The sequence below is a fragment of the Sphingopyxis sp. Soil_C_28 genome (assembly GCF_057657055.1).
On record NZ_JBDGJE010000001.1, the window covers coordinates 150856 to 164607 of the forward strand.

The following is a 13752-nucleotide window of genomic DNA, read 5'->3' on the forward strand; positions in this document are numbered from 1 at the left end:
GCAACCGCTAGCCTCGCCGCAATTGCACGAAAGAGATGCGATTCGAGGAGAGAGAGCCGATGGGCCGCGATGTTTCGGAGCTTTTTACATTTGACGAATTTCTGACCCACTGGGCCAGCGAGCGCCCCGACCGGGTGGCGCTCCGCGAGGAGGGGCGCGTCTTTACCTATGCCGAACTCGACGACCGGACCGCGCGCGTGGCCTCCGCGCTGATCGCGGCGGGGCTGCAAAAGGGCGACCGCATCGCGTGGATCGGCAAGAACAGCGATCTCTATTTCACCCTCTTCTACGGTGCGGCGCGTGCGGGAATCGTGATGGCGCCGATCGGCTGGCGCCTGTCGCCGACCGAATGGGTCTTCATCGTCAACGATACGCAGGCGAAAATGGTCTTCGCCGGGCCGGGGTTTGAAACGCTGGCCGATCAACTTGCGGGCAAGCTGCAAAATGCCCCCGCGATCGTCGGCGCGGCCGAAGCGCGTGCGATGATAGAGGCGACGCCGCGCGCCGTGTTCGATCCTTCGTCCGCCAACGACGCGGTGCTGCAACTCTATACCTCGGGCACCACAGGAAACCCCAAGGGCGCCGTGCTGTCGAACCACAACCTCTTCGCGCTGCGCAAGAATTCGGCCGACAGCGATCTGGCGTATACCAAATGGGAAGATGATGAGGCGGTGCTGGTCGCGATGCCCTGCGCGCATATCGGGGGCACCGGCCTTGGCATCATGGCGCTGGTTTCGGGGCTGCCGGGCGTGATTCTTGCCGAATTCAATCCCGACGGCGTGTTCGACGCGGTCGAACAGCACGGCGTCACTCGCTTTTTCATCGTCCCTGCGGCGTTGCAGATGCTGCTGATGCACCCGCGCTGCGCCAGCGTCGATTACGGCCGGCTCAAATATATCCTCTATGGCGCCGCCCCGATCCCGCTCGACCTCTTGCGCCAGTGTATCAAGATGTTCGGCGCGCAGTTTATTCAGGCTTATGGCATGACCGAAACCACCGGCACCATCTCGATGCTGCCGCCCGAGGACCATGATCCCGAAGGCAATGCGCGCATGCGTTCGGCGGGCAAGGCGCTTCCCGGGGTCGAAATCGCTATCCTTGGACCCGACGGCGAATCCGTCCCGACGGGCGCGGTGGGCGAGGTCGTCACGCGCTCGTCGAACAATATGCTGGGATATTGGAACCTGCCCGACGCGACCGCCAATACGATGACCGACGACGGCTGGATCCGCACCGGCGATGCGGGTTACCTCGACGAGGACGGCTATCTTTTCATCCACGACCGGATGAAGGACATGATCATCACGGGCGGCGAGAATGTCTATCCGGCCGAAGTCGAAAGCGCGATCTTCGGGCACCCCGCGGTACAGGAAGTCGCGGTATTCGGCATCCCCGACGAAAAATGGGGCGAGGCGGTGAAGGCCGTCGTCGTGGCGAAACCCGGCGCCACGGTCGACGAATCCGACATCATCGCCTGGGCGCGCGACCGCATCGCGCCGTTCAAATGCCCGCGCAGTATCGACGTGATCGAAGCGTTGCCAAGAAATGCCAGCGGCAAGATCCTGCGCAAGGACCTGCGTGCGCCCTATTGGGAGGGCTATGCGCGGATGGTCAACTGAGCGGGTGAGGTTTCGGTGCCGGCACGTGCTGGGGGACGGGCGTGGCGGCCGGTAACGACAGGTTCATTTGGCCGGTGCTTTAGCGTGCGCCGATGGAAAGCCTTATCGACTTCTACCGCCCGCTGAGCGCGGCGCTGGGCATGAGTACGGGCGCTTCGGACAGCCTGCTGCATGTCCACGGCGGCATGGTCATCCTGTTTCTCGCCCGCGTCGCGACCCGGCGTTCGCTCGCGACATGGACCCCATTCCTGTTCGTCCTGGCGGCGGCGATCGCAAAAGAAGTCGCCGACCGCATTGCCCATGGCACCTGGCGGATGCCCGACAGCGCGCTCGACCTGGTCAATACGATCTTCTGGCCCTTCGTCCTGATGATCGGGCTTCGCTGGCGCCGCGCGCGTACCGATCCTTCCCCAGCCGGGTCCCGATCGGGAGGGGATGGCGACTAACGACCAATTGTGGGCTTCAATCCTCCCTGTGGCGAAGCCATGGGAAGGTGGCAGCGCGAAGCGCTGACGGAGGGGCGATGGAGCCGACGTTGCTGCCCCTCCACCATCCGCTTCGCGGACGGTCCCCCCCCCCATCGCTGCGCGATAGGGAGAATAAAAAGGTCCGCTTCCCAACCCAAAGCCGCCTGAAATCGTAAATCCACCCCAGCGCCCGACGTGTGAGAATTTGAAAGCCAACCTCTGAGGCGCCGCATAAATTCGCCCCACATTCGGCCTTTCACGCGACCTACACCCCGAAAGGCCGATGAGTTTTCCTCGTCAGTGCAACCCATGCACGAGGAACATGGAGGGCTTCACCTTATGGTGGAGCCCTTTTTTGTTAAGCGGCCGGTTTCTGGCGCTCCCGCGCGCGCTGGAATCCCTCGCGCGCCGTGCACCGGCCCAGCCAAGCCTTTGTGGCATCGCCCAGCACATCGTCGGCGCCCAGCGTCGTCGCGAGGAAGGCGGCGTAGCCGATCACGATATCGGCGATCGTGAAGCGCCCCGCGACCAGCCATTCGCGCCCGTCGGCCAGCGCCGCCTCGATGCTTTTTGCGCGGCCGCCGAAAAAGGCTTTGTAATCCGCGACCGCCTGCGCGAGCCGCCGTTCCTCGGGCTCGACGCGCGTGTAGCGGATCATGATTGCGAGCGGAAAGGTCAGCGTCGCGTCACTGCGATGCAACCAGTTGCGCCACGCCCAATAATCGCCCTCCTCGCGGCGCACCTCAAGCGGCGTCCCCTCGGCGATGCGTTCGCAGATCGCTGCCGATTCGGTCATCAGCCGTCCGTCCTCGACCCACCCGGGAATCGTCATCAGGGGGTTCACCGCGCGATAGTCGGGCTCGAACGCCCGCGGCGGGAATTTCAGCAGGCGCAGGTCGACGTCGATCCCCACCTCTTCGACCGCCCACAGGCAGCGCAGCGAGCGGGCGTCGGGGCAGTGATAGAGGATTGGCCGAATATCTTCATGCGTCATGCGGCGACTTCCTTCGGGCGGGCAATATGGCGGCGATGTTCGCGCCAGGCGATGAACAGGCCCGACGCGACGATCAGCGGCGCGCCGACCCATGTCGTGTCGGCGGGCAGGGTTCCAAAGAACCACCAGCCCGCGGCAATTGCCCACAACAGGCTCGAATAATCCATCGGGATCACGACCGACACCGGCGCGAGGCGCAGCGCGCCGGTCAGCGACATCTGGACGATCGCGCCGAGGAAACCGAGCCCGACGAGCAGCAACCATTGGGGGCCGCTATGCGCCGTGATGACAAAGGGCAGGGCGATGCCGAGCGGAATCATCGACAGCAGGCTGAACCAGAAAACGATTGTCGCGGCATTTTCTGTGCGGCCAAGGTCGCGGACCGCAATCGTGATGAGCGCAGTCATGATCGCGCCGGTCAGCGCGACGACCGTGCCGACGCCATGCTCGCCGCCGAACCCGCCCGCGAAGCTCGCGATCGGGTTGAGCACGACAAGCACGCCGACAAATCCGATGATCACCGCGCTCCACCGCTGCCACCCCGTCGCCTCCCCGAGCAGCAGGGCTGCAAATATCACCGCAAAAATCGGCACCGACAGGCTGATCGTCGTCGCCTCGGCCATGGGCAGCAGTATCATCGCGCCGAAATTGCACGCCATTCCGGTCAGCCCCATCAGCATACGTCGGCCGTGCGCGCCGATTCGGGTCGTTCTCAGCGACGAAAGCCCGCTGGTCGCCATGACCCAGACAAGCAGGAAGGGCAGCACCAGCGCCTGCCGCCAGAACAGGCTCTCGACGATATGGATGCCCGCCGTGTCGATCATTTTGACCAGCACGAACATCAGCGACAGGCTGACCATCGCCAGAAGCCGCAGCCCGATGCCGCCCAGGTAGTTTTGCGGGGCTGCGGATGATGGAGCGCCGTTCATGCGAAATTGCGCATATCAGCCCGGCCCGCGCACGCAACCCGTCATCCCTCTTGCCCCGCCTCGTCAATCGGGCTAGTGGCGCACTCCGGCCTAGGGGTATAGCTCAGTTGGTAGAGCATCGGTCTCCAAAACCGAGGGTCGTAAGTTCGAGTCTTACTGCCCCTGCCAGCCGGCCCATCGCGCCCTGACCTGTCCCGGGGCGTCCCATCTCCATCGCTCGAAATCCTCCGAAAAGCTTGCCTCAGGAGCTCCCAGAACGTCTTACGACGTCTCTGGCCGGTCTCCCGCATCAGCCTTGCCGTCGCGATTTGTTGATAGGCAGATGAACAGTCCAGATATCCACCCGCAAACTCTCAAATCGCATTCGGTTCGAATCGGCAGGTTCTAGAGAGCGTTGAGGGGACGAGGGGCAAATTTATGGCGCTTCGGATATGGGTTCGAGTCCTACACCAAAATCTGCAATTTCTCCGTCCGCTTTGCTCTGGTCCCCTGGACGACCTCGAAGCAAGAGGGATGAGATAACGGCCGCCTACTGAAAGTTTCTCGCTTGATATTCAGCCAAAAACGCGCGATCTCGCCGTTCGATCAGGCGAGATCGATCAGCAGGACCTCGGCCTCGGTTTCTGCCTCAATGGCGAGCATATCCTCCGAAGTAACGGCGGCGCCATCGCCTTCGCGCATTTCAGTTCCGTTGAGCCCGATGATTCCGGAGACGACCTGGACCCAATAGCCGCGGGCGGCATCAAGTTCGCGCTTGAGCGCGGCGCCCTCGTCGAGTTGCGCCTTCTCCATCGAGGCATCCTGCCGCAGCGTCAGTGATCCGTCGCGCCCGTCGCTGCTCGCGATGGTGATCCAGCGGTTGCGGGCCTTGTTCGATGCAAAGGACTTTTGTTCATAGGACGGCGCGCCTCCGATTTCGGCGGGAATGATCCAGATCTGAAGCAGATGGGTGCGTTCGTCGGGGCTGGGATTGCGCTCGCTGTGGCGGATGCCCGTCCCGGCGCTCATCCGCTGCACTTCGCCCGCCTGGATCAGCGCGGCATTGCCGAGGTCGTCGCGATGCTCGACCGAGCCTTTCAGCACGATCGTCACGATTTCCATGTCCCGATGGCTATGTTCGGGCAGCCCTGCGCCGGGGACGATGCGGTCCTCGTTGAGCACGCGCAGGTCTCGAAAACCCATGTGCTGCGGGTCATTATAATCCGCAAAGGAAAAGCTGTGGCGTGCGTCGATCTGTCCGCCCTGATGGCGGCCACGAGCGCCGCGGTCCCTGAAGCTGATCATGCTACTCTCCTGTACGGAGCGCCCCCGGTCGGGCGGCGCTCCGGTCTGGTTCAGGCGGCGTCGACGAGGACGATTTCGCTGTCCTCGATCGCTGTGATGCGAACGACATCGAGGTCGCTGATCGCAGCGCCGTCGCGGGCGTTGACACGAACATCGTCGATCTGGATCGCACCCGTTGCGGGCACCAGATAGGCCTTGCGGTCCTTGCCCAACAGATATTCCGCCGTCTCGCCGGCCCGCAGCGTTGCACCAACGACGCGCGCGTCGGTCCGGATCGGCAGCGCGTCATTGTCATTGTCATAGCCCGACGCGAGCGTGACGAACTGGCCCGAGCGCTCGCCCTTGGGAAACGGCTTGGCACCCCATTGCGGCGCTTCGCCGTCACGCGTCGGGACGATCCAGATCTGGAAGATCTTGGTGGTCACATCTTCCAGATTATATTCCGAATGACGGATGCCCGTGCCGGCGCTCATCACCTGGACGTCGCCGGCTTCGGTGCGGCCCTTGTTGCCAAGGCTGTCCTGATGCGTGATCGCGCCTTCGCGGACATAGGTGATGATTTCCATGTCGCGATGCGGGTGCGGCGGAAAGCCGGTCTGCGGTTCGATCGTGTCGTCATTCCAGACACGCAAATTGCCCCAGCTTGTCCGCGCGGGGTCATGATAGCCGCCGAACGAAAAATGATGTTTGGCGTCGAGCCAGCCATGGTTGGCACCGCCAAGGCTGTCGAAAGGGCGAAGTTCGATCATCGTCTGTCTCCATCGTCGCGCCGGAAGCGGCGCCGTTGGAGAGGATTTAGCCATTGCGGCCCATCATGATCAGTGGGATAAAATTTGCCGAAACGTTCGAGGAAATAGAAAAGTGAACAATCCGGGAACCCCGACCTTCGATCAGTTGCGCATCTTCCTCGCGATCGTCGATACGGGCAGTTTCGCGGCGGCCGGGCGGCGGCTCAATCGCGCGGTCTCGGTGATCAGCTACGGTATCACCAACCTCGAGGCGCAGCTTGGGCTGACACTGTTCGAGCGCGAGGGCACGCGCAAGCCCCAGCTTACCGTTGCCGGCCGGGCGCTGCTCGCCGAAGCGCGGTCGATCTCGCACGGGATCGACGGTCTGCGCGCGAAGGTGAAGGGGCTGCTCGACGGGCTGGAGGCCGAGATCGATCTTGCGGTCGATGTGATGCTGCCCGCCGAACGGCTCGGCAAAGTGCTGCGCGCTTTTGCCGCCGAGTTTCCGACGGTCCAGCTCCGATTGCATGTTGAGGCCTTGGGCGCGATCACCGCGATGATCCTTGACCGCAAAGCGATCGTCGGCATCTCAGGCCCGCTGGCGGCGGGTGTCGAGGGTGTCGAATGTATTGCCGCCGGGTCGACACCGATGGTCCCGGTGGCGGCGCCCGATCATCCGCTCGGCCGGATGGATCGCATCCCCCCCGGTGCAGGGCGCAATTACACACAACTTGTGCTCACCGACCGCTCGCGCTTTACCGAAGGGCGGGACTATTCGGTGATGAGTCCGAAAACCTGGCGCCTCGCCGACCTTGGTGCAAAGCATGCGTTGCTTCGTGAGGGGATCGGCTGGGGCAATATGCCGCTGCCGATGATCGAATCCGATCTCGTCGCCGGCACATTGATCCAGCTCGCTATGCCCGATCATCCCGGCGGAACATACCGCTTTGCGGGTGTTTGGCGCCGCGATTCACCGCCGGGTCCGGCAGCGTCCTGGCTGCTCGAACAATTTGTCGCGCTGGGCAGCGATGACGCCGAACTCGCGGGGATGATCGATCTTTAATATTTGAGCATCGCCTCGGTGCCCGCCATGCGGATCGTGCGCGCGCTGACCCAAGGACCAATCCTCGTCATAGTGAAGGTTGGTCTGTTCGACGTCCTGCGCCTGCGCAGCGAACGGGGCGAGCGCGACCAGAAGCAGCGCGGAACGCATCAACGCCGGGTAATGAAATGGCGCGCGATCGGCGGCGTGTCGCCCGCATGGAAATCGCGCAATGTTTCCTGCAGTACGCGGTCGGCGTTGGTGACCCGGTCATGCTGCCGCAGATGCTCGAGCCAGCTCTCGACGGTGAAAGTCTCGATGACCGTGCCGGGCTGCGCGGTGTCCTCATAGACTCCCCAGTGGATTGCCCCGTCGCGACGTCTGATCCGGCGCATTGCTTCCATCGCGGCGAAGAAGTCCGGTACCTTGGCGGGATCGACGCGATATTCGATCGTCACCAGCACCGGGCCGCTGTCCTGTTCGATGTCCCCATCGACGATCGGGGCCGGCCAGTGCGCTGACGGTGCAAGGTCGAGGCGGCTTGCACCATCGAGCGGGAAGCGCCACGCGAGAACCAGACTGACAGCGACGAGCAGCGCTGCGGCGGCGAGCAAGGTGGTCGGCACCCCGATCCCGGAAGCCACCGATCCCCACAAGGTCGATCCGGCGGTCATCGATCCCTGAAAGACGAGGAGATAGATTGCGAGCGCGCGCGCCTTGACCCAGGCGGGCGATGTCGCCTGCGCGCCGCCGTTCAGCGACGCCATCATCGCGATCCACGCCAGACCGCCGACAAAGAGCGCCGCCGACGCGGTCCAGAAATCGACCGCGAGCGACAGGCCCGCCATGGCAGCCGCGAGCAGGATCGACGCGCCCAGCGTAATCTTGTTGGCGCTCAGCCGGCCTCGCAGCCGGGGCATGATCACCGCGCCGGCGATCGCGCCGAGCCCCATGAAGGTCAGCAAACCGCCATAGCCCGCCGGGCCCAGCCCCAGGTTGCGCCGCGCGATGATCGGCAGCAGCGCCCACAGGCCGCTCGCGAAAAGAAAGAAGCCAACCGAACGGATGAGGACGACCTGCAGTTCGGGCGCTCGCATCGCATAACGCAGGCCCGCGCGCATCGCGCCGACCATATGCTCGGCGGGCAGATGTCGATCGGGGGCGTGCCGTTGCCAGCGATACAGAACGGTCAGCACGGCGAGGACCGACAGGGCGTTGACTGCAAAGACGGCGGCGGGCCCCGATGCGGCGATGATGACGCCGCCAAGCGCGGGGCCGATCGCCCGCGCGATATTGATGCCGAGCGAGTTGAGCGCGACCGCCTGCTGCAACGCCGGACCGGGGACGAGTTCGGGCACAATCGCCTGGAATGCGGGCGCGGAGAAAGCGGCGCCTATCGCGATCGCGGCGGTGAACAGCAGCAATATCCACGCGTCGGTGAATCCCGCGAACGTGATCGCGGCAAGCGCGGCGGCCGCGACAAGCCCGAACAGCTGCGCGCCGATCAGCAGTCGCCGCCGGTCGACGATATCGGCCAGCGCCCCGGCGGGGAGCGCCAGCGCGAACATCGGGAATGTCGTCGCCGCCTGCACGAGCGCGACCATCAGCGGGTCGGGCGACAGCGAGGTCATCAGCCACCCGGCGCCGACATCGTGCATCCAGGTGCCGATGTTCGACACGATCGTGGCGATCCACAGCGCGCGGAACATCGGACTGGCGAGCGGCCCTTTGGCTTGTGTCCGCGCGGTCGCGGCGGTCATGGCTTGTCGCCGCGCAGGATCGCCGCGAGCATCAGTCCGCCGACGAGGCCGACATGCTCGAGGAACGTGTTGCGCTCGTGGAAACGGGCGATGGGGTCGGCGATCTGCCAAAACGGGTGCGCAATGACCGTCGCTATGGTGGTGAAAACCCCGAGCGCGCCAGCGCCGAGCCATGCTTGCCGGCCGACGATGACCAGCAGCGAACCGCCGATCTGGATGAGGATCGTCGCGGCGACGACAAGCGTCGCAGGTTCCAGCCCGAAATGCCGCGCTTCGCCAAGCGCTCCACCAAGGTCGAGCAGTTTGGCAAAGCCGCTGGTCCAATAAGGCAGAGTGAGCAGGGATGCGGCAAGGACCGCGAAGCGATTGTCGCCGAGCAGACGGGCGATGGGTACGGGGGTCATCATCGCTCAGACCGCCCAGCAGCCGCAGCCGAACGCGCCCCAGAAGCTCTGGACGTCGGCGGCGGGCGCATGGGCGCCGAGCGCCGCGGCATGGTCGTGGCCGTGAACAGCGCAGGAGGAAGCGCAGCCGCAGGCCGAAGCCATTTTCTGCGCACCCTCGGGGCGGCGGTAGTGGCCGCCGAAGGTCGCCACGGGCGACCAGTCGGGCATCGGTTTGGGCAGCGCGGGCGCAATGGAGCCATAGTCGCCCTCGCCATGCACGACCTTGCCGCCAAGAATGGTCAGCACCGACCGGAGGTGGACGATCTCGCTTTCGGCGACGTTGAAATAATCGTCCGACAGCATCGCGAGGTCTGCGAGTTGCCCCGCCTTGATCTGCCCCTTCTTGCCCACCTCGTTGGAGAACCAGGTGTTTTTCTCGGTCCACAGGCGCAGCGCCGTCTCGCGGTCGAGCCGGTTGCGGACCGGATAGATCGTTGTGCCGCCCAGCGTCGTTCCGGTAACCAGCCACGACAGCGAAACCCATGGATTATAGCTTGCGACGCGCGTTGCGTCGGTGCCTGCTCCGACGGGAATGCCGGCTTCCATCATCCGTTTGATCGGCGGGGTCGCCTCGGCGGCCTTGGCGCCATAGCGTTCGACGAAATATTCGCCCTGGAACATCATACGGTGCTGAACCGCGATGCCACCGCCCAATGCCGCGATCCGGTCGATGTTGCGTTCGCTGATCGTCTCGGCGTGGTCGAAGAACCAGTTGAGGCCTGACAGCGGGATATCCCGGTTCACTTTCTCGAACACGTCAAGCGCGCGCGAAATCGTCTGGTCATAGGTTGCGTGCAGCCGCCACGGCCATTTACGTTCGGCAAGCAGGCGCACGACGGGTTCGAGATCGGCTTCCATGCTGGCGGGCATGTCGGGGCGTTCGACGCGGAAATCCTCGAAATCCGCCGCCGAATAGACGAGCATTTCGCCCGCGCCATTGTGGCGATAGGTATCGTCGCCGTCGCCAGGCTTGACCTGCGTCGACCAGGTGGCGAAATCCTTCAGCTCTTCCTTCGGCTTTTGCGTGAAGAGATTATACGCGATGCGCAGGGTCATCTCGCCGTCCTTGTGCAGCTTTTCGATGATCTGATAATCGTCGGGATAATTCTGGAAACCGCCGCCCGCATCGATAACGCTGGTGACGCCGAGCGAATTGAGCTCGCGCATGAAATGCTTGGTCGAATTGACCTGATACTCTTCGGGAAGCTTCGGCCCCTTGGCGAGGGTCGAGTAGAGGATCACTGCATTGGGCTGCGCCAGCAGCAATCCCGTCGGATTGCCCGCGGCATCGCGAACAATCTCGCCGCCCGGCGGGTTCGGCGTGTCCTTGGTATAACCGACGACGCGCAGCGCGGCAGCGTTGAGCAGCGCACGGTCATAGAGATGCAGGATGAACACCGGCGTATCGGGCGCCGCGGCGTTGATTTCGTCCAATGTCGGCAGCCGCTTTTCGGCAAACTGATGCTCGGTAAAGCCGCCGACGACGCGCACCCATTGCGGCGGGGGCGTATTCTGGGCCTGCTTCTTGAGCATCGCCATCGCATCGGCGAGGCTGGGAACGCCGTCCCAGCGCAGTTCCATATTATAATTGAGCCCACCGCGGATGACGTGAATGTGGCTGTCAATCAGCCCCGGGATCAATCGGCGGCCCTTCGCGTCGATGACGTCGGCGTCGGGTCCGGCCGCGCCGCGCACCGACTGCTCGCTGCCGACGCTCAGGAACTTGCCATTGCGGATCGCAACCGCTTCGGCGACCGGGTTTGCCCGGTCGAGCGTGGTCACCTTGGCGTTGACGATGATCAGGTCCTTGGAACTCATGGCGAAGCTTTCCGATGCGGTGAGAAGGGCGGTCATGGCGGCACCAGCGAGCGCCTGACGGCGAGTGATGGGATTCATGCGTCGCGATCCTTATTGGCGGGGCGGGCACCGAGCACATGGCTGGCGCAATCTTCGCGGACAAAGCGGACTAGCTCCGGGCGATCGGCGAGGCGCTTGACGATCGGTACCAGCTGCTCGCCGACGAGAATGCCAGCCAGCCCGACGAGGGCGACGATCGGCGGGGCGGGAGAACGGACGCCGAGCAGGCTGTAGACGACGCCAACCAGCAGTCCGGCGCCGAGCGACACAAGGTAGAGTTTCATTGTCCGTCCTCCCTCTCGTCGGTCAGCCCTTCACAAAGGCGAGCAGGTCGGGGTTGATCACATCCGCATGGGTGGTGAGCATGCCGTGCGGGAATCCAGCGTAGATTTTGAGCGTTGCGTTCGGCAGGATCTCGGCCGAGAGCACTCCGGCGTTCTTGTAAGGAACGATCTGGTCGTCATCGCCGTGCAGCACGAGCGTCGGCACGGTGATCGCTTTCAGGTCTTCGGTCTGGTCGGTTTCCGAAAAAGCCTTGATGCCATCATAATGCGCCTTCGCGCTTCCCATCATGCCCTGGCGCCACCAATTGTCGACGACTGCCGGCATTACCCTGGCATCGGGACGATTGAAGCCATAGAAGGGTCCTGCCGGCAGGTCGTGGAAGAATTCGGCCCGATTGGCGGCGAGGGCGCTGCGCAGGCCGTCGAACACCTCCCTAGGCAGGCCGCCCGGATAGGCTTCGGTCTTGAGCATGATCGGCGGCACCGCCGATACCAGCACCGCCTTGGCAACGCGGCCCTGCGGGATGCCGTGCTGTGCGACATAGCGGGTGACTTCGCCGCCGCCGGTTGAATGGCCGATATGCACCGCATTTTTGAGGTCGAGATGTTCCATCACGGCCGCAGCGTCCGCCGCATAATGATCCATGTCATGGCCGTCGCTCACCTGCGCCGAACGGCCGTGGCCGCGGCGGTCGTGTGCGACAACGCGATAGCCGTTCGCGAGGAAAAAGAGCATCTGCGCGTCCCAGTCGTCCGACGACAGCGGCCAGCCGTGGTGGAAAACGATCGGCTGGGCATCCTTCGGACCCCAATCCTTGTAAAAGATTTCGACGCCGTCCGTGGTGGTAACATAGCTCATGAGATGATCCTTCGGCAGATGGGGAGTGGACTTCAGTGTGGCCGGACCCGATGGATCCGGCCATGGGCTGGTTTAATGGCCGCCTTCGGAGGCGCCGAACATCGACTTGGCATAGGTGATGCCCAGGCCATAGGCACCGCCCCATTTGGCCGCGATGCCCGTGGTCAGCCCATAGGTCTCACCGCGCGCCCAATCGCGCTGCAGTTCGAGCAGATATTGCAGCGAGGTGATCGGCGTAGCGCCAGCCTGCACCATCCGCTCGACGGCGCGCTCATGCGCCTCTTCCGAAATGTCGCCGCTGGCGTCGGTGATGACATAAGTCTCGAAACCCTGTTCGATCGCCGACAGCACGGGGCCGACAATGCAGACCGACGTCCAGAGGCCGGCGAAGACGAGGCGGTCCGTGCCGATGTTGTTTACCGCATCGATCACGCCCGCATCTTCCCAGCTGTTCATGCTCGTGCGATCGAGCATCGCCTGACCGTTGAAGGCGTCGGTGATTTCGCTGAACATCGGGCCCGAAAAGCTCTTTTCGGCGACCGTCGTCAGGATGGTCGGAACATTGAAACCCGCCGCGCCGTTCGAAATGAGCGCGGCATTGTTACGCAGCAGTTCAGGGGCGATCGATTTGGTGGCGAACGCCATCTGCGATTGGAAATCGATGAGAACCAACGCGTGGTTGCCGGGGTCCAGCAATGCTTTGGCGGGGGTCGGGGTGGCTTTGATCGACATGGCTGACACTCCTATTTGAAAAGGCCGGTCCCGATCCGTTCGGGCTGAGACGGGTTTACGCCCGGCGATTTGTGCGAAACAGGCCGATAAAATTATTCAGTACGTTCGAAAAAGCTGAAAAGATTGCGCAGGCCGCCCGGCACATGGAGCGAAACGGGTCGACCTTCGACTGGCAAGCACTCTGCGCCGCATCGCGCGATCGTTCAAAGAGCGGGTTCAAAAAGACCTGGCGTCAAGGCCACAAGTCACGCTGTATATTTCGATTACTTGGAGCTATAGCAGGGTCCTGTCGGCCCTGTCAGGTCGTCACGAAGAGGCCACGTCCTCGCCTGCGCGCTGCGCGGGCTTTCAAGTCCGGGACGGCCCGGCGGCCTTTGAAGGAGGCTGTCATGGCCTGGATTTATCTTGCCATTGCGGGTGTGCTCGAAGTCGTGTGGGCCTTTTCGATGAAGCAATCGGAAGGCTTCTCGAAACTCGGCCCGTCGCTTGTCACGCTTGTCGCGATGATCGCGAGTTTCGCCTTGCTCTCGCTATCGATGAAGTCGCTGCCGCTCGGCACCGCTTATACCATATGGACCGGAATCGGGGCGGTCGGCGCGTTCCTTGTCGGCGTCTTCGTCCTCGGCGAACAGGCGAATGCGATGCGGATCGCCGCCGCCTTGCTGATCGTCGGCGGGTTGGTGCTGATGAAGCTGTCGTCGCCGGCTTGAGTCTGGTGGGGAAGCGGCGCCCGCCCGAAAGCTCCACGAGC

At 63.6% G+C, this 13752-nt stretch carries 14 protein-coding genes and 1 tRNA gene; 5 read left to right on the forward strand and 10 right to left on the reverse strand.

The features are described 5' to 3' along the window. Positions 1 to 59: 59 nt before the first annotated feature. Together AC3A43_RS00705 and AC3A43_RS00710 are read left to right on the forward strand one after the other, a co-directional pair. A complete protein-coding gene (locus AC3A43_RS00705; RefSeq protein WP_487790630.1) occupies positions 60 to 1619 on the forward strand; it encodes a fatty acid--CoA ligase in 1560 nt (519 codons plus the stop codon). 92 nt (positions 1620 to 1711) lie between these two features. Next, positions 1712 to 2065 (forward strand): hypothetical protein, encoded by a 354-nt coding sequence (locus tag AC3A43_RS00710; RefSeq protein ID WP_487790631.1) that lies wholly within the window; start codon positions 1712 to 1714, stop codon positions 2063 to 2065. A 379-nt stretch (positions 2066 to 2444) separates the two neighbouring features. Here AC3A43_RS00710 and AC3A43_RS00715 read toward each other — a convergent pair whose 3' ends face one another. Together AC3A43_RS00715 and AC3A43_RS00720 are read right to left on the reverse strand one after the other, a co-directional pair. Beyond that, on the reverse strand, positions 2445 to 3080 hold the full coding sequence (locus AC3A43_RS00715) for a glutathione S-transferase family protein (protein WP_487790632.1): 636 nt from the start codon (positions 3078 to 3080) through the stop codon (positions 2445 to 2447). Next, on the reverse strand, positions 3077 to 4009 hold the full coding sequence (locus AC3A43_RS00720; RefSeq protein WP_487790633.1) for a DMT family transporter: 933 nt from the start codon (positions 4007 to 4009) through the stop codon (positions 3077 to 3079). The genes AC3A43_RS00715 and AC3A43_RS00720 overlap by 4 nt, the downstream gene beginning before the upstream one ends. Before the next feature lie 92 nt (positions 4010 to 4101). On the opposite strand from AC3A43_RS00720, the gene AC3A43_RS00725 reads away from it, so the two are divergent. After that, positions 4102 to 4177 (forward strand) — tRNA-Trp (locus AC3A43_RS00725). Between the two features lie 417 nt (positions 4178 to 4594). Here the strand turns inward: AC3A43_RS00725 and AC3A43_RS00730 are convergent. Then, a complete protein-coding gene (locus tag AC3A43_RS00730) occupies positions 4595 to 5293 on the reverse strand; it encodes a pirin family protein (RefSeq protein WP_487790634.1) in 699 nt (232 codons plus the stop codon). A 50-nt stretch (positions 5294 to 5343) separates the two neighbouring features. After that, positions 5344 to 6042, reverse strand: coding sequence for a pirin family protein (locus AC3A43_RS00735; RefSeq protein WP_487790635.1), 699 nt, complete (start codon positions 6040 to 6042; stop codon positions 5344 to 5346). 112 nt (positions 6043 to 6154) lie between these two features. Here AC3A43_RS00735 and AC3A43_RS00740 point away from each other — a divergent pair, with 112 nt between their 5' ends. Beyond that, on the forward strand, positions 6155 to 7084 hold the full coding sequence (locus AC3A43_RS00740) for a LysR family transcriptional regulator (protein ID WP_487790636.1): 930 nt from the start codon (positions 6155 to 6157) through the stop codon (positions 7082 to 7084). A gap of 149 nt (positions 7085 to 7233) precedes the next feature. Here AC3A43_RS00740 and AC3A43_RS00745 read toward each other — a convergent pair whose 3' ends face one another. The 6 genes from AC3A43_RS00745 to AC3A43_RS00770 all read right to left on the reverse strand — a co-directional run bounded on the left by AC3A43_RS00745 (position 7234) and on the right by AC3A43_RS00770 (position 13001). Next, on the reverse strand, positions 7234 to 8823 hold the full coding sequence (locus tag AC3A43_RS00745; RefSeq protein ID WP_487790637.1) for an MFS transporter: 1590 nt from the start codon (positions 8821 to 8823) through the stop codon (positions 7234 to 7236). After that, complete coding sequence (locus tag AC3A43_RS00750) at positions 8820 to 9230, reverse strand: DoxX family protein (RefSeq protein ID WP_487790638.1); 411 nt, start codon at positions 9228 to 9230, stop codon at positions 8820 to 8822. Before AC3A43_RS00750 ends, AC3A43_RS00745 begins: the two co-directional genes overlap by 4 nt. Positions 9231 to 9233: 3 nt before the next feature. Continuing rightward, positions 9234 to 11165 carry an amidohydrolase gene (locus AC3A43_RS00755; RefSeq protein WP_487790639.1) on the reverse strand — a complete coding sequence of 644 codons (1932 nt, stop codon included), beginning with the start codon at positions 11163 to 11165 and terminating at the stop codon, positions 9234 to 9236. Continuing rightward, entirely contained in the window at positions 11162 to 11410 is a 249-nt protein-coding gene (locus AC3A43_RS00760) for a XapX domain-containing protein (protein WP_487790640.1), read from the reverse strand. Before AC3A43_RS00760 ends, AC3A43_RS00755 begins: the two co-directional genes overlap by 4 nt. Positions 11411 to 11432: 22 nt before the next feature. Further along, positions 11433 to 12269 carry an alpha/beta fold hydrolase gene (locus tag AC3A43_RS00765; protein ID WP_487790641.1) on the reverse strand — a complete coding sequence of 279 codons (837 nt, stop codon included), beginning with the start codon at positions 12267 to 12269 and terminating at the stop codon, positions 11433 to 11435. Positions 12270 to 12341: 72 nt separating this feature from the next. Then, positions 12342 to 13001, reverse strand: coding sequence for a hydrolase (locus AC3A43_RS00770; RefSeq protein ID WP_487790642.1), 660 nt, complete (start codon positions 12999 to 13001; stop codon positions 12342 to 12344). A 389-nt stretch (positions 13002 to 13390) separates the two neighbouring features. Here AC3A43_RS00770 and AC3A43_RS00775 point away from each other — a divergent pair, with 389 nt between their 5' ends. Beyond that, on the forward strand, positions 13391 to 13711 hold the full coding sequence (locus AC3A43_RS00775) for a DMT family transporter (RefSeq protein ID WP_487790643.1): 321 nt from the start codon (positions 13391 to 13393) through the stop codon (positions 13709 to 13711). Positions 13712 to 13752 lie beyond the last annotated feature (41 nt).

Coding starts and splice junctions, on each gene's coding strand:
- AC3A43_RS00705 (WP_487790630.1), top strand. CDS start 60: ATGGGCCGCGATGTTTCGGAGCTTTTTACATTTGACGAATTTCTGACC.
- AC3A43_RS00710 (WP_487790631.1), top strand. CDS start 1,712: ATGGAAAGCCTTATCGACTTCTACCGCCCGCTGAGCGCGGCGCTGGGC.
- AC3A43_RS00715 (WP_487790632.1), bottom strand. CDS start 3,080: ATGACGCATGAAGATATTCGGCCAATCCTCTATCACTGCCCCGACGCC.
- AC3A43_RS00720 (WP_487790633.1), bottom strand. CDS start 4,009: ATGAACGGCGCTCCATCATCCGCAGCCCCGCAAAACTACCTGGGCGGC.
- AC3A43_RS00730 (WP_487790634.1), bottom strand. CDS start 5,293: ATGATCAGCTTCAGGGACCGCGGCGCTCGTGGCCGCCATCAGGGCGGA.
- AC3A43_RS00735 (WP_487790635.1), bottom strand. CDS start 6,042: ATGATCGAACTTCGCCCTTTCGACAGCCTTGGCGGTGCCAACCATGGC.
- AC3A43_RS00745 (WP_487790637.1), bottom strand. CDS start 8,823: ATGACCGCCGCGACCGCGCGGACACAAGCCAAAGGGCCGCTCGCCAGT.
- AC3A43_RS00750 (WP_487790638.1), bottom strand. CDS start 9,230: ATGATGACCCCCGTACCCATCGCCCGTCTGCTCGGCGACAATCGCTTC.
- AC3A43_RS00755 (WP_487790639.1), bottom strand. CDS start 11,165: ATGAATCCCATCACTCGCCGTCAGGCGCTCGCTGGTGCCGCCATGACC.
- AC3A43_RS00760 (WP_487790640.1), bottom strand. CDS start 11,410: ATGAAACTCTACCTTGTGTCGCTCGGCGCCGGACTGCTGGTTGGCGTC.
- AC3A43_RS00765 (WP_487790641.1), bottom strand. CDS start 12,269: ATGAGCTATGTTACCACCACGGACGGCGTCGAAATCTTTTACAAGGAT.
- AC3A43_RS00770 (WP_487790642.1), bottom strand. CDS start 13,001: ATGTCGATCAAAGCCACCCCGACCCCCGCCAAAGCATTGCTGGACCCC.
- AC3A43_RS00775 (WP_487790643.1), top strand. CDS start 13,391: ATGGCCTGGATTTATCTTGCCATTGCGGGTGTGCTCGAAGTCGTGTGG.